Genomic DNA, 18953 nt, shown 5'->3' on the forward strand with positions numbered 1-18953 from the left:
CCAATTCTCGTTCTGCTGACGCCCAGTTGACGCGTGGTCGGGCGCCCGGTCGACGGCACAGCGTAACGCTCGTGATCTTCCCGCCGACCTCCGGTTCCCTGATCGGGGGTGCGGGCAGGCAAGATGGGGGTGTGACCCTTATCGATCAGCTGCCGCCGGACGCCGACCCCGATGCCCTCTTCGACGCCTTCTCGTCGTGGACCGAGGAACGGGGCATCACTCTCTACCCGGCTCAGGAGGAGGCGCTGATCGAGGTGGTCTCCGGGGCCAACGTGATCTTGTCGACGCCCACCGGGTCCGGCAAGAGCCTCGTCGCCGCGGGCGCCCACTTCGCCGCCCTGGCCGCCGACAAGGTCACCTTCTACACCGCGCCGATCAAGGCCCTCGTCAGCGAGAAGTTCTTCGACCTGTGCAAGCTCTTCGGCACCGAGAACGTCGGCATGCTCACCGGCGACGCCTCCGTGAACGCCGACGCACCCGTCATCTGCTGCACCGCCGAAGTCCTCGCCTCCATCGCCCTGCGCGACGGCAAGGACGCCGACATCGGCCAGGTCGTCATGGACGAGTTCCACTTCTACGCGGAGCCGGACCGCGGCTGGGCCTGGCAGATCCCCCTGCTCGAACTCCCGCAGGCCCAGTTCGTCCTGATGTCGGCGACCCTCGGCGACGTCTCCATGTTCGAGAAGGACCTCACCCGCCGCACCGGCCGCCCCACCTCCGTGGTGCGCTCCGCGACCCGACCGGTTCCGCTCTCGTACGAGTACCGCCTCACGCCCATCACCGAGACGCTGACGGAACTGCTCGAGACGAAGCAGTCGCCCGTCTACATCGTGCACTTCACCCAGGCACAGGCCGTCGAACGCGCCCAGTCCCTGATGAGCATCAACATGTGCACCAAGGCCGAGAAGGAGCAGATCGCCGAACTGATCGGCAACTTCCGCTTCACCACCAAGTTCGGCCGCAACCTGTCCCGTTACGTACGCCACGGCATCGGCGTGCACCACGCGGGCATGCTGCCCAAGTACCGCCGCCTCGTGGAGAAGCTCGCCCAGGCCGGGCTCCTCAAGGTCATCTGCGGCACCGACACCCTCGGCGTCGGCGTCAACGTCCCCATCAGGACCGTGCTGTTCACCGCCCTCGCCAAGTACGACGGCAACCGCGTGCGCGTGCTGCGGGCACGCGAGTTCCACCAGATCGCGGGCCGCGCCGGACGCGCGGGATTCGACACCGCCGGATTCGTCGTCGCCCAGGCCCCCGAGCATGTCATCGAGAACGAGAAGGCCCTCGCCAAGGCCGGAGACGACCCGAAGAAGCGCCGCAAGGTCGTACGCAAAAAGGCCCCCGAAGGCTTCGTCGGCTGGACCGAGAACACCTTCGAGAAGCTCATCGCCTCCGAGCCCGAGCCGCTGACCTCACGGTTCCGCGTCACCCACACCATGCTCCTGTCGGTGATCGCCCGCCCCGGCAACGCCTTCGAAGCCATGCGCCGCCTCCTCGAGGACAACCACGAGCCGCGCAAGAACCAGATCCGGCACATCCGCCGGGCCATCGCCATCTACCGCTCGCTCCTCGACGGCGGCGTCGTCGAGAAGCTCGACGAGCCCGACGCCACCGGCCGCATCGTCCGCCTCACCGTCGACCTGCAGCAGGACTTCGCCCTCAACCAGCCCCTGTCGACATTCGCGCTCGCCGCATTCGAACTCCTCGACCCCGAATCCCCCTCGTACGCCCTCGACATGGTGTCCGTCGTCGAATCCACCCTCGACGACCCGCGCCAGATCCTCGCCGCCCAGCAGAACAAGGCACGCGGCGAGGCCGTCGGACAGATGAAGGCCGACGGCGTCGAGTACGAGGAGCGGATGGAGCGCCTCCAGGACATCTCGTACCCGAAGCCCCTCGAAGAGGTCCTCTGGCACGCGTACGGGCTCTACCGCCGCTCGCACCCGTGGGTCGGCGACCACCCGGTATCGCCGAAGTCCGTGATCCGCGACATGTACGAACGCGCCCTGTCCTTCACCGAGTTCACGTCCCACTACGAACTCGCCCGCACCGAAGGCATCGTCCTCCGCTATCTGGCGAGCGCGTACAAGGCCCTCGAGCACACCATCCCCGACGACCTCAAGTCCGAGGACCTCGAAGACCTCATCGCCTGGCTCGGCGAGATGGTCCGCCAGGTCGACTCCTCGCTCCTCGACGAGTGGGAACAGCTCGCCAACCCCGAGGTCGAGACCGCCGAAGAGGCCCAGGAGAAGGCCGACCAGGTCAAGCCCGTCACCGCCAACGCCCGCGCCTTCCGCGTCCTCGTCCGCAACGCCATGTTCCGCCGCGTCGAGCTCGCCGCCCTCGACAACGTCGACGAACTCGGCGAACTCGACGCCGACTCCGGCTGGGACGCCGACGCCTGGGGCGAAGCCATGGACGCCTACTGGGACGAGTACGACGACCTCGGCACCGGCCCCGACGCGCGCGGCCCCAAGCTCCTCGCCATCGAGGAAGACCCGAAGCACGGGCTGTGGCGCGTCCGCCAGACCTTCGCCGACCCGAACGACGACCACGACTGGGGCATCAGCGCCGAAGTCGACCTCGCCGCCTCCGACGAAGAGGGGCGGGCTGTTGTTCGGGTTACGGGGGTGGGGCAGTTGTGAGTGGATCGCGAATTCTTGGGGCCTTCTTGGGGGCCTCCCCCTCCCCCTCCCCCTCCCCTCCCTCCCCCACCACCCCGCCCCTCCCCTCGTGACCGTCGGAGTCCCCTGATGACCACCAACCCCGCAGAGAGACTCGTCGACCTGCTCGACCTGGAGCAGATCGAGGTCAACATCTTCCGCGGCCGCAGCCCGCAGGAGTCGCTGCAGCGCGTCTTCGGTGGGCAGGTCGCCGGCCAGGCCCTGGTCGCTGCGGGCCGCACCACCGACGGCGACCGGCCGGTGCACTCACTGCACGCCTACTTCCTGCGGCCGGGCCGGCCCGGCGTGCCGATCGTGTACCAGGTGGAGCGTGTCCGCGACGGCCGTTCCTTCACCACCCGCCGGGTGACCGCCGTGCAGCAGGGCCGCACGATCTTCAATCTGACCGCCTCCTTCCACAAGGGCGAGCAGGGCAGCTTCGAGCACCAGCTGCCGCCGCGCATCGACGCCCCGGCCCCGGAGACCCTGCCGACCGTCACCGACGAGATCCGGGCCCATCTGGGCGCTCTGCCCGAGCAGTTGGAGCGCATGGCTCGTCGGCAGCCCTTCGACATCCGATATGTCGATCGGCTCCGCTGGACGCAGGACGAGGTCCAGGGCGCCGAGCCGCGCAGCGCCGTGTGGATGCGCGCCGTGGGGCCGTTGGGCGACGATCCGCTCGTTCACACCTGTGCTTTGACGTACGCGAGCGACATGACCCTCCTCGATGCTGTGCGGATCCCCGTCGAGCCCTTGTGGGGCCCGCGTGGTTTTGACATGGCCTCCCTGGATCACGCGATGTGGTTCCACCGCCCGTTCCGTGCCGACGAGTGGTTCCTGTACGACCAGGAGTCGCCGATCGCCACGGGTGGTCGCGGTCTCGCCCGCGGACGGATCTACGACCAGCAGGGGCAACTCCTCGTCTCCGTCGTGCAGGAGGGCTTGTTCCGCCGGTACGAGCCCGGGGGAGCTTCGTGATCGACCGGGACGCCCGTCTCGCGGAGGCGGTCCGGCTGCGGGAGAGCGGCCGGCCCGCCGAGGCGAGGGAGCTCCTGGTCGTGCTCGCCCAGGAGCTGCCCGACGATGCCCAAGTCGCCTACCAGGCAGCCTGGGTGCACGACACGCTCGGCCTCGAGTCGGCAGCGGAACCCCACTATCGACGGGCGCTCGCAATCCCCGGCGGCCTGTCGGCCGAGGACCGGGCCGATGCGCTCCTCGGTCTGGGTTCCACCTACCGCGTCCTCGGCAGGTATCAGCAGGCCGTGGAGACGCTGACGGCCGCGTCGGCGGAGTTCCCGGAGAACGGTGCGCTCAGGGCGTTCCTCGCCATGGCGCTGTTCAACGTGGGCCGCCATCACGACGCGATGGAGCTGCTCCTCACGCTGGTCGCCACGACGAGTGACGATCCGAACGTCGCCGAGTACCGACCGGCCATCGAGCACTACGCACAGGACCTGCACGCGAGGGTGGCGGAGGACTCCGCCGTCCCCCCGGCCGGGTCTGGCTCTCTGCCCTAGGCCGTGTCCGGCGGATCACGGTTTGAGGCAGGCGTCTGCCCTTCCCAGCCCTGCCGACGGCGGTGCTAATGTCCCGGGCCATGCCCGTCTCCCCTTCTTCCGAGAACACCGAGCCCACTGCCCGGCCCCGCCGGACCGCCGGGCGCATCATCGGCGGCATCGTCCTGCTTCTCGCTGCGGTGGGCCTGTTGTACGGCGGGGTCACGGCAGTCGCCGATCCGGCCTCTGTCGTCGCCAGCTCCTCGAACTCCGGGCGCAGCCCGGACACCGACGCAGAGGCCAAGATCGGCGGTCTGCTGCTGTGCGCCTTCGGGATCTCGACCCTGTGCTTCGGCATCGGCCTGCTGACGAAGAGGCCAGCCAAGGGGCCGCAGGCCGGCGCCTAGCCGTGTCTGCGGCTGAGCCAGCGGCCCAGCAGGCCGCGCCTGGTTGCTCCTGTTCCGGGTGCCGGCAGCCTGGGTTCTGCGTGGTCCGGCGGCCCGCTTGGGTCGGCTGGTTCGCGCTGTTCGGCCTGCTCGCCTTGTTCGTTTTCGGCTTTGCCGGGCGGCGTCGGGGCGATTCCTTGAGGCGTGCTGCTCTGTGGTGCAGCTGGGACGGAGGTCGAGGCGTGGTGCGGGGTGGCTGGTGGCGTGGGTGGGACTTCGGCTGGGCGTTCGTTCCTTGCCTCCTCCATGCTCAGGGCCAGGGTGGTGCGCAGCCAGCGGATCTCGTCCGGGTCGTCTGCCGCCAAGACGCGCGAGGCCGCTTCGGCGGTGGGTGAGTCCGGGGCGCCTGGCACGGTGGTCGATTCGGGGCGGAGCCGGCTCAGGTAGGCGCGCTCGTACGGGTCGGGCACGATGTCGGCGACTTGCGTGGGGTCCAGCATCGAGGCCGTGACCGCTGCGCTCTGCCAAGGGCCTCGGGCCAGGCGGAGGAGATGGCCGCAGTGGCGTTCGCGCCAGTTGCGGGCGCGCCGGTCCTCGCCCGCGCCGAGTCGGGTGCGCAGGGTGACGGGGGCCTTCCCGGACAGCAGTGAGGTGTTGGCTTCAGCGAACTGGCGGACGTCGTCGGCGAGATAGAGCCACACCAACGTGCGATAGCGGTTCAGGTAGAACTTGGCCGGTGTCAGGAAGCCGAGGCGTGCGAGCTTGGTGAAGCGGTCGCGGGTGATCCCCATGAGTTCGGCGCCTTCGGTGGTGCCGACGAGCTTGACGCGTTCACGCAGCGTGTCGGGGAAGCCTTGGGCGGTCTGGAGTCGCTCGATCTCCGACCTGGGGATGCGCCAACGCCCGGGATCCTGTCCTGCGGTGGTGCGGACCAGGCCGAGTTGGACTGCCAGGAGCAGGTCGGTTCGTTTCAGGCCCAGGTCGATGGCCGCGCGCCCGGGTGTGTACGACGTTGCGAGGCGGTGAACTGGCTTGGTGGGTACGGCTTTTCCGGTCATGGTGGTCTCCCCCGTGAGGTCGGATCGCTCTGACTACTCTCGGTGAAGACCGTAGTCGGTCGTGCCGTTGCCCGCTCGGCCTGTGGATAACTTCGTTCGCCGGTCGGCTTCGGTCGATTCTGCGGGCTTGCGTCTGCTGTTCCGAACAGGCCGTCGCCGCAGGTCGGGCAGGTCGGGCCTGTTCGGACTCGCAGGTTTCAGGCGTCGGCGGCGGGCGAGCGGTGGCGTGCGCCGACGCCGAGGTGTTCGCCGACGCGGTTGACGAGCAGCGTCATCTCATACGCGACCTGCCCGATGTCGGCATCCGCGGAGCTGAGGACGCACAGGCAGCTGCCGTCGCCGGCAGCGGTCACGTAGAGGATCGCCTCATCGAACTCGATCATGGTCTGGCGTACGTTGCCGGCGCCGAAGTGGCGTCCGGAGCCTTTGGCGAGGCTGTGCAGGCCGGAGGAGACCGCGGCCAGGTGTTCGGCGTCCTCCCGTTGCAGGTCCGAACTCGCTCCTGTGACCAGTCCGTCGTTGGACAGGATCAGTGCGTGCCGTACGTGTTCGACGCGCTTGGTCAGGTCGTCGAGCAACCAGCCAAGTCCTGTGTTCTGAGCCATCTTTGGGCCTCCCCGTTCCTCCGTTGCCTGCAAGCCTTCACCACCGTCGCGCTACGGGCAAGACGGGATGGGGACATGGCACAGAAGGTGACTGAGGCCGAATGGCAGGCATTTGTCTCGCATGTGGCCTGTACCAGGAAGCTGTCGACCATGAGGGTCGACGGGGTGGGTGGTGGTTTCGAGGCTGTCGGGGTGGTCGGGGCGGTGTCAATGGTGGCCGACGCCGGCGAGAAGACGGGTGGTGTGCATGCGTCCGGCGTATTCGACGAGCCTGATCAGCACCTCTTTTCCCGAGTCGCGGTCGCGGGCGTCGCAGAGCACTACGGGGGTGCCGGAGTCGAGATCGAGGGCGCGGGAGACGTCCGCCGCTCCGTGGCTGCGCGCTCCCGGGAAGGTGTTGACGGCGACCACGAAGGGGATGCGGCGGTGCGCGAAGAAGTCGACCGCGGGAAAGCAGTCCTCCAGGCGTCGGGTGTCGGCGAGCACGACTGCACCCAGGGCTCCGCTGGACAGGTCGTCCCACAGGGAGGAGAAGCGGTCCTGTCCCGGCGTGCCGAAGAGGTACAGGGAGAGGAGCCCGGAGGAGCCGCTTCGGATGGTGATCCTGCCGAAGTCCAGAGCGACGGTAGTGGTGGCTTTTCGGTCCACGCCTGCCGTGTCGTCCACGAACTCCCCTATGTCGCTGAGGCGTTCTTCTGTGCGCAGTGGCCGGATCTCGCTGACCGAACGGACCAGGGTGGTTTTTCCCGCGCCGAATCCGCCGGCGACGAGGATCTTCAGGGACAGGGCGGTGGGGGCACCACTGTCAGCGTGGACGCGCTCGGGGGCCATGGACAGTTCTCTCCAGAGGGTCGTCAGATACACGCGCGGTGCCGGTTTCGGGGGGGGGCTGGCAGACCCGGTGGGCGGTGGCGGTTTCGATGTGGCATGCAGTATCTGGGCCGGGGGCTGCGGCTCGGGGACTGGGATCGTGGATTGTGTGTTCTGACCGCTGCGCAGCCGAGTGGTGTCCGTATGGGGGCGGGTAAGGGCTGTGCGGTGGGTGTTTTCGGGGTCGTGACGTGATCGATCCGGTCAGGACGATGTCGGCGCAGCCGGTCGGTGTTCGGGTCCCGCTGCGGGCTGGGTGTCCGCCGGTTCGGTGCCCGCTGAGTCGTCGACGGGGCTCGTTGTCAGTGGGCTGCGCAATGATGGACGCATGAGCGAGAACGAGAGCGGAGCACGGCAGTTCAAGGAGTACGACCCCGCCCGGGTGCAGGAGTTCTTCGGGGCCCGCGCTGCCGGTTGGGACACGAAGTTCCCCGACGACGGACCGGCTTACGTCACGGCAGTCGCGGAACTCGGCCTGCGTCCCGGCGACGGTGTGCTCGACGCGGGCTGCGGGACGGGGCGTGCGCTGCCGGCGCTGCGCGCCGCTGTGGGCGAGGACGGTGTGGTCGTGGGGGCCGACCTCACCGAGGAAATGCTCACCGCCGCGGTGGAGGCGGGCCGGGACCGTGCAGGTCTGCTGGTGCGTGCCGATGTGTCTCGGCTGCCGATCCGGACGGGGGCGCTGGAAGCCGTGTTCGCTGCCGGTCTGATCGCGCACCTGCCGCAACCGGCCGATAATCTCCGGGAGTTGGCTCGCGTCGTGAGACCGGGTGGGCGGCTTGCGCTCTTCCATGCCGTCGGGCGCGCGGCACTGGCCGTCCGGCGGGGACGCCAGTTGACTCCGGACGACCTGCGGGACGAGGCCAACTTGCGTCCTCTGCTGGCCAGTTCGGGGTGGAAGATGATGTCGTACGTTGATGAGGACGCCAGGTTCTTGGCTCTTGCGGTCCGCCAGGACTGAGAGGGCTGGAAACCGCGCAGGGGGAAGGTGGTTGGCAGATGTACAACAGGATTCGCAGTATTTTCCGGCCGGACGGCCGGGGCTGGGGCGGGACGGCGGCCGGAGCGGGCACAAAGGAAAAGCAGCGTGAACGGCCGCCCAAGAGCAGGGCCACGCACAATCTGTTCGAGGCTGCCGCGACCTACATATCCGCGTCCGCTGCGGACGATCACGACCGGATGGACGAGGCAGCAGGCTGGGTCTCGCCCGAGGCGCTCTCCTTCGGAGTGAGCGAGCTCGCCACGCGGGCCGTCCTCAATCTGGCGCGGGAGCGCGGCGAGTCACCGGACGCGGTGGCACGCGCGCTCCTCGACCTGCCCGTCGTGGAGCGGGCCGCGCCGGAGGCCTGACCTCGCCGCCCCGGCCCCGGGTTCGCTCCCCCGGGTAGGAACCCGCGGGGCGAGCCGATCAGTGCGCCGACGAGCGATTTTCCGCATCACCGGCCCTCGACGCGCGAGTTACCACTGGTTAAGGTGCGCCGACGGACGAACCGATGTGGAGGATGCCATGGCTGGGACGGGCGAGACCGTCGCCGCCGACGACGACGCGCTGTACGTGCTCACAGCAGTGCTCTTGACGCCCGCGAAGTTCCCGAGCGTGCTCGGCGACGACTATCCGGAGGCGTGCGGCGCACTGGGGCTCAGCCCGGTGGCCGACGGGTACGGGCTCGTGCTCGGGCAGGACGGCGACGGCGCGCGATGGACAGTGGTCGTGGACGACGTGTCCCTCGTGGCCGTGGCCATCGCATCGTGGGACTGCGGCATGGAGTACGACCTCTCACCGGACGACCGCACGGTAGTGGCCGCGCTGCCGGGCTGGCCGCTGGCCGTGGCCGTCGCCGCTCCCGACGTGCCCGCCCCGCACGACCCGGAACCGGACCCTGACCTGGACGGTCCCGACGTGCGGGTGCTCACTCCGCCGGACACGAGCACGTGGGGTTCGGCCCAACGGCGGCTCGGCGCGGACGAGATCGCCCTGCAGTGGGCGACGTGGCGGGCCCAGATCGACGACTCCGAGTTCGTGAATCCGGAGTCCGATCCGGAGGCTGCCGACGCGGAGGTGACCGACCCGGAGGGAACCGGCGCTGATGTGGCCGAGGCCGCCACCGAGTCCGCTCCCTCCGAGGCCGGCGCCGCGGATGTGGGTGGGGCCGAGGGCGAGGGCGAGGCCGGTGAGCAGGCTGAGTCCGTAAGCGGGGTGCGGCGCGTGCTGGAGGAAGCGCGGGCGTACATCGACGCGCCGCCTCCGCTGGGTCGGGTGCGGTCGGCGTTCGCCACGCAGGACGCCCGCACGCTGCGTGCGGACGGCCCGGGATGGTCGCTGGTCGCCAGGACCGACGACATCGCGTTCGTGCTGCTCGACGAAGAGCCTGGCGAGGTCCTCCCTGTGGGCCGGGGCCCTGAGCTCCCCGCACTCCTCGATGCCCTCGACAAGATGGCCGTTCGGCCCGCCTGAGCCCGGAACACGAGCACAGCTGCGGGGCGAGAGGCGTCCGGTCGAGGAGGGGCAGAGAGGTGGCCCCTCCCCGACCGGTTTCGTCCTCAGCGGCTCAACTCCCTTTGCGGTCAGGGCCGGTCAGGGCCGGTCAGGGTCCAGGAGTAGCGCCTCCGCTGCCGTGTCCGTGTCCTGGTGAGCGCGCAGCGCGTCGAGTTCGGCTCGCCAGCCGGACGGCCAGGAGAAGCGCTGGCCGTAGGACCGTACGAGCGCCAGCGCGATCCGGGCCCCTGTGCGGGTGCCACGGGCACGTAGATCGCGTACTGCGACGGCGGCGACCGGGGCGGGGCCCGGACCTGGCTCTGGGTCGTTGTCAGGCGGGTCGACGGGGTCGTCGAGCGTTTCGTTCCCGTCACCCTCCAGGCGGCTCAACAACCGGTCCCAGCGTTCGGGTTCGTAGTGGCCGTACAACAAGGCACTCACCAGTGCGGTGCGCTGCAGTCGGGCCGCCCTCTGGAGCAGGCCCACCGCCTCCAGAGCGTCAACGAGGCCGTCGACCACCTGACCCGCGTTCCGGGCCGCTGTGACTGCCTCAGCGGGCGGGCGACCAGCGGGTCCGTAGCCGTATCCGCCGTCGTGGCCGTATTTGCGGCTGCGGCTGGTGCTGGGGCGTACGGCGTTGTGGAGTGCGTCGGCGCACGCGGTGAGCCGGCGCAGTGCATCGCCTCGGTCTTTGCGGCTGCCGTCGGTCGAGGGGGCGGAGGCTCGGGCGCGAAGCGCGTTCCACAGGTGCGGGAGGATGGTGCGGGCGTGCGGTCCCTCGATCGGGAAGCGCCCCAAGGCCTCCGCTGCCGCGCCCCACACCTCGGGTTCCCGCGCGGGGTCGCCGATCAGATTGGCGAGGGCCCGTAGCAAGGCGGACATGTCGTCCGGGGCGCATCGGTCCGTCACCTTGCGGCACAGGTCGATCAGCGTCTCGCGATCCGTCTCCGTACGGCGCAACAGCCGGACGAGGAACACGGAGTACGCGGCCGCCGACGGAGCCGTCGGCGTGGAATCGTGCTCTACGCGCGCGTGGAGCACGATTTCGCGTACGGCGGGTTCGGTCAGGTGGGCGGCGAGGCGGTCGGCGATGTCGGGGCGGTCGATCCGGGGCACGAGGAAGCGGGCCAGCACGGCCCGTACGTCCCGGTGTCGGCCGTCCGTGTCCCAGGCTGCGAGGAGAGTGTCGAAGGCGTCCGTGTCGGGGAGTTCGCCGAGTGCGCGGGCGGCTTCCTTCTGGCTGCCGACCGGTGCGCCCGGCGTCGTGAGGACTCCGGCGAGGACGGTGATGGCCTGCTCGGGGGGCTGGTGGGCGAGCAGCCTTCGGAGTGCGGCCATCGCGGCGCGGCCGCGTACGCCGCCCGTACCGGCGTGCCGGAGCAGCAGGACATGCAACTCGTCCTGGTTCGCGGGTGGTTCGTCGATTGTTCCGAGGGCGGTGAGGGCTGACGCGGCGACGGGTTGCGGGGCTTGGTCGGCGAGTGCGGTCAGGAGGTCGGGGGCGCGGAGTTGGGAGGCGGCGGCTGCTCTGGACTGCAGTTGGGCCGTTTCGTCCTGTGCCACGCGCGCGTAGTGCTGGTTCTGGGCTCGGCGTTGGTGCGGCAGCCAGCGGTACATGGTGGCCGGTGTGATGCGGGGTGCCCAAGGTGTGGCTCGGGGGCGCAGGTGCCCTGTGAGGCCGTTTTCCGCTGCTGCGAGGACCCGGTCGAGGAGGTCGGTGCGGCGGGTGGTGAGTGTGTGCAGGGCGCGGGGGACGGAGGCGTACGAGGGGTCGTGGGCGAGGAGTTCGGCGCAGCGCTGCTCACGGACGCGGTGGGGTGCGAGCCAGGCTTCGGCAGCGCGGGCTGCGAGGGTCGGGTCGTCGGCGGTCAGGGCGATGTGATGCGTACGGTCGTCCAGTTCCGGCAGATGCAGGAGGTGGGGTGCGAGGAGTTCGGCGAGCGGCACGCTCAGGGTGGGGGTGTGCCAGGTTCGGCGGGCTGTCGCGGCGGCGGTCGCTGTTGCTTCTGTTGTCGCGTCGCTTGCGGCGGTTCCGGCGATCGTGGACCAGACGGCCTCGGCTGTCGCCACGTCGAACGGCAGTGGCCGTACAGCGGCGGCGCGGTGCCGCTTCCGGTTGGCGCGCGGCTGGTGGGTAGCGGGGTGTGGGTAGGAGGGGTGTCGGGGGTCGTTGAGGACCTCGCACAACAACTCGACGCCGTGGGCGGCGCTTTCGTGGTCGTCGCGGGCGGCCGCGCTCGCGATGGTGCGGCGCAGCAGCCGGTCCGCCTCGACGAGGGTGGCGTGTGAGGTGTCGGCGGACTGGACCGCGGTCAGCGCGGCGTCGCGCAGGACCTTCCTGGGCAGCGCGGCGAGCAGATGCTTCGGTGCTCCGGCGAGTTGGGCGAGTGTACGGAGTCGGATCTCGTCGCGGTCGTGCCAGGCTCGCTCGCATGCGGTGGCGATGCGCGCGAACTCCCGTGTGTCGCCGTTGAGTTCCGCGCAGGCGAGCAGGGCGGGCCAGGCGAGGACGCGGTGGTGGAGGCGGTGTTGCGCCGCGAGGTCGAGGAGGATCGGTTCGGCGTGTTCCAGGGGCAGTGCGACGGCTCGGCGGCTCGCGGTGCGTGGGCGTCGGGTCCAGCGCTCGCGGCTCGGCTCGGTCAACTCGGCACGGTCTTCGGGCGTGAGCGCCGCCAGGGCCGTGGCGGACACCTGGTCCAGGCCGCAACGGCAGTGTTCCGCCCTGCGTTCGACGACCCGGCGGCGCTCGGCGGGCGGGAGCAGCATGAGGAGCCCGTCGGGCACGACTTCGTACCGCTGTCGGACGTTGCGGCTGCGGACGCCGTCCGTGCAGCGCTCCGCCAGGTCGACAAGGTCTTCGGGCGGCAGACGCAGGAGGGCTTTCCGGACGGATCGCGGCAACGGGCCGGGCGGCACGCGCAGTTCGGCTTGTGGTGCGCCGCAGCCGGTCTCTTCCTGCCGCTGGTGTCGTGTCTCTGCCGGCCTCGACGCGCGCAGTTCTTCGAGTACGGCGGCGGGGTGGCGCAGCACGGACAGCACGGCGTCTCCTTCGAGCAGGTGGGGCGCCGCCCGCACCAGTACGAGTCCGGCGTCCGGGTCCCGTCGGGCCGCCAGGCAGGCCAGGGAGCGGTGGTTGCGGTCGAAGGCGCGCCGGACGCGCTGCCCGTTCGGCTCGATCCGCACGCTCCGGTCGGCGACGAAGCGGGCGGCCGCGAGGGGCGCGGTGCGGGCCAGTGCGCGGAGGACGCCTTGTGGCGGGTCGAGCCGCGGCAGCCACACGTCGACGGTCTCGGTGGGGCAGGCGGTGAGGAGCCGGGCCGAATCGTCGGCCCCGTACCGCTCGTGCACCCGGGGCAGCAGTGCGTCGGCCAGAGACTGTCGGCGGCTGCGTTTCAGGATGCGGTACGTGTCGTGGCGTACGGCCCGGAGGGGGCTCAACGCCAGTTGTTCCAGGGCGTGTTCGGGGACGGGGAGGCGGATCGCGGCGGACAGGGCGCGGCGGCGGAGCAGGGGGTCGGTCAGGGCGTCGGCCACGGTGGTCAGGTCGCGGCGGGATACGGCGAGGAAGAGCGCGGTGTGCCGTTCGTGGTCGGTGCCTGTGTCGAGGGCGTGGTGGAGGGCCGCGTAGGCGGCCGGGGTGAGGGCTCGGGCGTAGCGCGCGAGGGCGCTGGCGCGGGCGGGGAAGGGCAGCGGGTCGAAGTGGGCGCTGAGCCAGCCCGGCGTGAGGGGCTGCGGGGAGGACGACGACGGCTGCGCGGGCTGAGGGGATGCGGGTGTGGCCATCAGCGATCACCGTGGGATCGCTGGGCCTCCTTTCCGGAAGTCATGGGGACAGGTTGGCGGGTGAAGGGGCGGGCGGGCAACTGGATTTCACCGCTCCCGCCGCCCCTTCTCCGGCTCCTTCTCCGGCTCCTTCTCCGGCTCCGTCTCTGACCCCTTCTCTGGTGCTTCGACACCCGGCTCTCCGGTGCCTCAACACGTGACTCTCCGGTACCTCGGCGCCCGATTCCAGGACGCCTCAACGACCTATCTCGCGTCGTCGTGTCCGGCGGAGTCTGCGGCGCTGGGACGGGTCGAGCATGAGATACGCGGCGGCGGGTACGCCGACGACGATCAGGACGACGGCCCACAGCGGCAGCCAGATCCACAGGAACAGGCCGAGCGCCACGCCCCCGATGGCGATCTTCGCGTTGTTCGACATGACTGTCGCCTCCTCTGCGGCCCTGCAGCCGTGCTGCCCGTGCCGCGCTTCTTCGAGCCTCGCTCTGCGTCTGCCGCCCCGTGTCCCGTGGCGGTGCTCCACGTCCGGTCCACGGAACGTTCCTGTACGGAGAACGGGCCCGAGCGCGTCCTGGTTCCAGTCTCCCCCCGTGGGTCCCCCCGTTGTCGAGCGTCCCGAACCCTGACCTGACCCTGACTCCACCCTGATGCACCCCTGGTGCCCACGCTCGTGGACCGGAGCGGCGACAACGACTCACAGCCCGGCCCGCGCCGGCGGACGAAAGGCCGGGCCAGGAGAAGGTGAGGGCTCGAACGTACGGAGGCGTGACCTTGCGCATTCATGACGCCACCACCCGTGTGCGACCGGGGGCTTCCAGGCGTTCACGGTGGGGGTCGACGCACCCAGGAGGGCTTACAGAAGGGGTGAGTGACGACAGTCACAGGGAGGTCGTTAGCGCGGGAGCTCTTCGGCGGGTTACCCTCGGCCGCTCGCCCGGTAGTCAAATTTGAGGAATCTGACATCGCTGTGCACAGGCCACCCGCAGTAACGTTCTCCGAGATCGTCGAGCTCTCCTTCTGTAGTGCCGTTTTTCTGCCGGGAGATCCGGCTCGCACCGGCCGTGTGGCCTTCTGGCACACGGACGGGCAGGAACCGCCCGCCGCGGGCCTCGGCACCGTCGAACAGCTGACCGTCGCACTCCCCTCGGCCTCGGCTGCGGACGGCGCCGCGAGCGACGGAGGGGTCGAGCTCGTACGCGTACCCGCGCGGGTCATGTCCGTACGCGAAGCGCTGCCGGTGCTGACGCGGGCGCGCACCCTTGAAGGGGCTGATTCCGCGTCGGCGTTCTGGGGCGCCGCCGCCCTGTGGGGGCTCCAGCTCGTCGCGCGCGGGCTGCTGTTGCCCGGCCTGTCCGCGGACGACCACGACGCCTGGCGGGTGGGTCCGCTGACCGTCGACGACCTGCGGCTGCTGCGCGATCTGGCGGCCGCGATGCCGCCCGCCGCCCACGCCGTGCCCCTGCCCGCCTCCGCGTCCGCTCCCATGCCCGCTTCCGCGTCCGCCGCCGGCGGTCCGGTGCTGCTGCCCGTCCCCGAGCGGCTGCTCCGCGCCTTCCTCGACGCGGTGGCCGACACGCTGCCCCGCTCCCCCGCCGCCGAACTCGCGGCTGGACAGCGGGCGTTCGCGGGCGAGGCGCCCGAGCCGCTGCCCGAGCAGCGGGACTGGGCCGCCGACGTCGCGGCGGGGCAGGACGCGGGCGTACGCGTCTCGATGCGCGTGGAGGTCGGCGGCCTCAGCGGCGACGGCGAGGCGGAAGGGGAAGTGGACGGGGACGGGGCAGGGGCAGGGGGCGGGGCGGTGCCCGGGTCCTTCCGTGCCGTGCTGCAGATGCACAGCGTCAGCGATCCCGGCCTGGTCGCCGACGCGGCCGACGTGTGGGCCGAATCGGGGCCCGCAGCACGCTCGTTCGGGCCGCGAGCGCGCCTCGACGCGCTGCTCGCCCTGCGTCGCGCGGCACGTGCCTGGGCGCCGCTCGCGCCGCTCCTCTCGGCCGCCGTGCCGGACGCGGTGGAGCTGGCCGACGAGGACGTGACCGAACTCCTCGGTTCGGCGGCGCGCACGCTCGCGGCGGTCGGCGTCGACGTGCACTGGCCGCGCGAACTCGCACGCAAGCTCACCGCGCGTGCCGTGATCAGCCCGTCGGACGACGCCGACGGACCCGGCGGGAGCGCGAGCGACGGCGCAGGCGAGGGCGCAAGCGGGCGCGGCCGCAGCGGCTTCGGCGACAGCGACGGCACCCCGTCGTTCCTGTCCGCCGACGCGCTCCTCACCTTCAACTGGTGGTTCGCGCTCGGCGATCAGCAGCTCACACGCGCGGAGCTCGACCAGCTCGCGGAAGCCAACCGTCCGGTGGTGCGGCTGCGCGACCAGTGGGTGCTGATCGACCCGGAAGAGGCACAACGCGCGCGTGCGCAGCAGGATCACAAGGTCAGCCCCGTCGACGCGCTGAGCGCCGCGCTCACCGGCTCGACGGAGGTCCAGGGGCGGCGTGTCGACGTCGAGCCCTCCGGGTGGCTGGCGCGGCTGCGTGAACGGCTCGCCGACCCCGAGGCGGCGACGCCCGTGGAGCAGCCCGTGGCGCTCGCGGCGACGCTGCGTGACTACCAGCTGCGCGGCCTCGGCTGGCTCGCCCAGATGACGTCCCTCGGCCTCGGCGGCTGCCTCGCGGACGACATGGGCCTCGGCAAGACCATCACGCTGATCGCGCTGCACCTGCACCGGCAGCAGGACGAGGCCTCGGCGGGACCGACCCTCGTGGTCTGCCCGACGTCCCTGATGGGCAACTGGGAGCGGGAGATCAGGAAGTTCGCGCCCGGCACCGCCGTGCGCCGCTTCCACGGCGGCACGCGCAGCCTCGGCGACCTGGCCGCCGGCGAGTTCGTGCTCACCACGTACGGCACGATGCGCCTCGACGCGGCCCGGCTTGCCGGCGTCACCTGGGGGATGGTCGTCGCCGACGAGGCGCAGCACGTGAAGAACCCGTTCTCGGCGACCGCGAAGGAGCTGCGCGGAATCGGGGCGCACGCGCGCGTGGCGCTGACCGGCACCCCCGTGGAGAACAACCTGTCCGAGCTGTGGGCGATCCTCGACTGGACCACGCCGGGACTCCTCGGCCGGCTCGGCACGTTCCGCTCCCGCTACGCGAAGGCCGTGGAGGGCGGCGGCGACCCGGCCGCCGCCGAGCGCCTCGCGCGGCTCGTACGGCCGTTCCTGCTGCGGCGCCGCAAGTCCGATCCGGGCATCGCGCCGGAGCTGCCGCCGAAGACGGAGACCGATCGTGCCGTGTCGCTCACCAAGGAGCAGACAGGCCTGTACGAGGCGGTGGTGCGCGAGACGATGGCGGCGATCGCGGCGGCCGACGGCATGGAGCGGCGCGGCCTGATCGTGAAGCTCCTCACCGGCCTGAAGCAGATCTGCAACCACCCGGCGCAGTACCTGAAGGAGGAGCGCCCGCGCGTGTCCGGGCGTTCGGGGAAGCTGGAGCTGCTCGACGAACTGCTCGACACCATCCTCGCCGAGGGCGCGAGCGCGCTCGTCTTCACGCAGTACGTGCAGATGGCGCGGCTCATCGAGGGGCATCTGGCGGCGCGCGGGGTGCCGAGTCAGTTCCTGCACGGCGGTACACCTGTATCGGAACGTGAGGCGATGGTGGAGCGGTTCCAGGCCGGTGAAGTGCCGGTGTTCCTGCTGTCGTTGAAGGCGGCGGGCACGGGCCTGAACCTGACGCGGGCCGAGCATGTCGTGCACTACGACCGGTGGTGGAACCCGGCGGTGGAGGCGCAGGCCACGGACCGTGCGTACCGGATCGGGCAGACCCAACCGGTGCAGGTGCATCGGTTGATCGCGGAGGGCACGATCGAGGACCGGATCGCGGCCATGCTGGAGCGGAAACGTGAACTCGCCGACGCGGTGCTCGGCGCGGGCGAGGCGGCTCTGACCGAGCTGACCGACGCGGAACTGGCCGACCTGGTGGCACTTCGAGGGGGCGCGCGATGAGCGGTGGACACGACGAGCGTGACGAGTGGTACGACGAGGGGCTCGAAGGGGCCGCGGAGGAGCGGACGTTCGCGGCGCTGCCGCCCGCCCACGGCCGCGGCTTCGCCGTCACCTGGTGGGGGCAGGCCTGGCTGAAGGCTCTTGAGGACACGGCGCTCGACAACGCGCAGCTCAAGGCGGGCCGCAGGCTTGCCCGTTCGGGGGCGGTGGGCGCGGTGTCGGTGCGGCCGGGGCGGATCACGGCCGTGGTGAGCGACCGGGACCGTACGGGGCACCGCTCCGACGTCCTCCTGCAGCGGCTCACCGACGACGAGTGGGACCGTTTCCTCGACATGGCCGTGGAGCGGGCCGGGCACATCGCGGCGCTCCTCGACCGCGAGATGCCCCCGCACCTCGTCGAGGACGCGGCGGCGGCCGGGGTCGAACTCCTCCCGGGCATCGGCGACTTGGAACCCGAGTGCAGCTGCGACGCGTGGGACCACTGCGCGCACACGGCGGCGCTCTCCTACCAGCTGGCGCGACTGCTCGACCAGGATCCGTTCGTACTGCTCCTGCTGCGCGGGCGGGGCGAGCGGGCGCTGCTCGACGACCTGCAGGTGCGCAGCGTGGCGCGGGCGGCGCAGACGGGGCAGGACGAGCCGGAGCGTTCTGCTGATTCTGGGGGGCGGGAGCGGGAGCGGGAGCCGGAGGGGGCGCGGGGGGTGCCGGCCGGTGAGGCGTACGCGACGGGCGGGATCCTGCCGCCGCTGCCGCCGCTTCCCGTGCTGCCCGAGTCGGCCGGCACGCCGCCGTCCCTGGACACGGAGACCGCACCCGCGCCCGGAGTGGACGCCTCCGCGGTGGAGTTCCTCGCTGCGGCGGCGACGGCTGAGGCGCACCGGGCACTGGCCGAGGCGCTCGCGCCCGGTCACGCGCCGATCGGGCCGGCTGCTGCGCTGACCGTGGCCGAGGATGCGGTGCGGCTCGCTGTGGATGCGGTGCGTCTTGCCGCGGACGCCGGTGCCGATGCGGATGTACGGGTGCTGGCGCGGCTCGCCGAAGGGACGGGGCGCGACCGTGAAGGGCTCCGACTGGCCGTGCTGGCCTGGGAGTTGGGTGGCGCGGCCGGGCTCGCCGTGCTGGAGGAGGTGTGGACGCCGCAGGGGGAAACGGCTGCACGCGCGCGTGCGGCGTTGGAGTCGGCGTGGGAGGAGGGTGAGCGGCCTGCTCTGCGGGCCGACCGTAATCGGTGGACCTTGGCCGGTGGCGGCGCACAGCTTCGCCTGGGGCGGGACGGGCGTTGGTGGCCGTATCGCAAGGTGCGGGGGCGGTGGGTGCCGGCGGGGGATGCCTCGCAGGACCCGGCGACGGGGCTGGCGGGGGCTGGGGAGGGGTGAGGCGGGGGCAGGGTCCTGGGTCCGGCTCCGTCGACTTGGCACCGTCGATCGCCCTGCGGGCTCGTCCTCAAGCGCCGGACGGGCTTGGTTTTGATCCCCTCCCCGCCCCTTCCCGAAAGTCTTCAGCAGACGGCTCCGGGGGCTGCACCCCCGGCCCCCTGCCCGGGGCTGCCGCCCCTGGACCCCGCTTCGGGGCTCCGCCCCGTGCCCCGTTGCGGGGGCCAGCTCCGGACCGCTCGGGGCCGA

Annotated in this window: 14 protein-coding genes; 9 read left to right on the plus strand and 5 right to left on the minus strand. The window is 71.3% G+C overall.

What is annotated here, in order from left to right:
* Positions 1–71: 71 nt before the first annotated feature.
* The 4 genes from QIS96_RS09825 (at position 72) to QIS96_RS09840 (ending at position 4566) form a co-directional block, all read left to right on the plus strand.
* A complete protein-coding gene (locus tag QIS96_RS09825; RefSeq protein WP_282542073.1) occupies positions 72–2645 on the plus strand; it encodes a DEAD/DEAH box helicase in 2574 nt (857 codons plus the stop codon).
* A gap of 108 nt (positions 2646–2753) precedes the next feature.
* Positions 2754–3641 carry an acyl-CoA thioesterase gene (locus tag QIS96_RS09830; RefSeq protein WP_282542074.1) on the plus strand — a complete coding sequence of 296 codons (888 nt, stop codon included), beginning with the start codon at positions 2754–2756 and terminating at the stop codon, positions 3639–3641.
* Complete coding sequence (locus QIS96_RS09835; protein ID WP_282542075.1) at positions 3638–4180, plus strand: tetratricopeptide repeat protein; 543 nt, start codon at positions 3638–3640, stop codon at positions 4178–4180. Before QIS96_RS09830 ends, QIS96_RS09835 begins: the two co-directional genes overlap by 4 nt.
* Before the next feature lie 80 nt (positions 4181–4260).
* Positions 4261–4566: a hypothetical protein gene (locus QIS96_RS09840; RefSeq protein WP_282542076.1), complete on the plus strand. Its 306-nt coding sequence runs from the start codon at positions 4261–4263 to the stop codon at positions 4564–4566.
* Here the strand turns inward: QIS96_RS09840 and QIS96_RS09845 are convergent.
* The 3 genes from QIS96_RS09845 to QIS96_RS09855 all read right to left on the minus strand — a co-directional run bounded on the left by QIS96_RS09845 (position 4563) and on the right by QIS96_RS09855 (position 7039).
* Entirely contained in the window at positions 4563–5603 is a 1041-nt protein-coding gene (locus QIS96_RS09845; protein WP_282542077.1) for a DUF6397 family protein, read from the minus strand. The two genes, QIS96_RS09840 and QIS96_RS09845, sit on opposite strands and share 4 nt — an antisense overlap.
* 197 nt (positions 5604–5800) lie before the next feature.
* Complete coding sequence (locus QIS96_RS09850) at positions 5801–6208, minus strand: roadblock/LC7 domain-containing protein (protein WP_282542078.1); 408 nt, start codon at positions 6206–6208, stop codon at positions 5801–5803.
* A gap of 207 nt (positions 6209–6415) precedes the next feature.
* Entirely contained in the window at positions 6416–7039 is a 624-nt protein-coding gene (locus tag QIS96_RS09855) for a GTP-binding protein (protein WP_282542079.1), read from the minus strand.
* Between the two features lie 367 nt (positions 7040–7406).
* Here QIS96_RS09855 and QIS96_RS09860 point away from each other — a divergent pair, with 367 nt between their 5' ends.
* From QIS96_RS09860 to QIS96_RS09870, 3 genes are all read left to right on the plus strand, one after another.
* Positions 7407–8039: a class I SAM-dependent methyltransferase gene (locus QIS96_RS09860; protein ID WP_282542080.1), complete on the plus strand. Its 633-nt coding sequence runs from the start codon at positions 7407–7409 to the stop codon at positions 8037–8039.
* Between the two features lie 38 nt (positions 8040–8077).
* Positions 8078–8428, plus strand: coding sequence for a hypothetical protein (locus QIS96_RS09865; protein ID WP_282542081.1), 351 nt, complete (start codon positions 8078–8080; stop codon positions 8426–8428).
* A 157-nt stretch (positions 8429–8585) separates the two neighbouring features.
* A complete protein-coding gene (locus QIS96_RS09870; protein WP_282542082.1) occupies positions 8586–9533 on the plus strand; it encodes a hypothetical protein in 948 nt (315 codons plus the stop codon).
* 120 nt (positions 9534–9653) lie between these two features.
* Here QIS96_RS09870 and QIS96_RS09875 read toward each other — a convergent pair whose 3' ends face one another.
* Complete coding sequence (locus tag QIS96_RS09875; RefSeq protein WP_282542083.1) at positions 9654–13337, minus strand: hypothetical protein; 3684 nt, start codon at positions 13335–13337, stop codon at positions 9654–9656.
* 235 nt (positions 13338–13572) lie between these two features.
* A complete protein-coding gene (locus tag QIS96_RS09880; protein WP_282542084.1) occupies positions 13573–13755 on the minus strand; it encodes a hypothetical protein in 183 nt (60 codons plus the stop codon).
* Positions 13756–14301: 546 nt separating this feature from the next.
* Here QIS96_RS09880 and QIS96_RS09885 point away from each other — a divergent pair.
* Together QIS96_RS09885 and QIS96_RS09890 are read left to right on the plus strand one after the other, a co-directional pair.
* Complete coding sequence (locus QIS96_RS09885; RefSeq protein WP_282542085.1) at positions 14302–17331, plus strand: DEAD/DEAH box helicase; 3030 nt, start codon at positions 14302–14304, stop codon at positions 17329–17331.
* Complete coding sequence (locus QIS96_RS09890) at positions 17328–18707, plus strand: SWF or SNF family helicase (RefSeq protein ID WP_282542086.1); 1380 nt, start codon at positions 17328–17330, stop codon at positions 18705–18707. Before QIS96_RS09885 ends, QIS96_RS09890 begins: the two co-directional genes overlap by 4 nt.
* Positions 18708–18953 lie beyond the last annotated feature (246 nt).

The organism is Streptomyces cavernicola (assembly GCF_029968035.1).
Taxonomy (GTDB): domain Bacteria; phylum Actinomycetota; class Actinomycetes; order Streptomycetales; family Streptomycetaceae; genus Streptomyces; species Streptomyces cavernicola.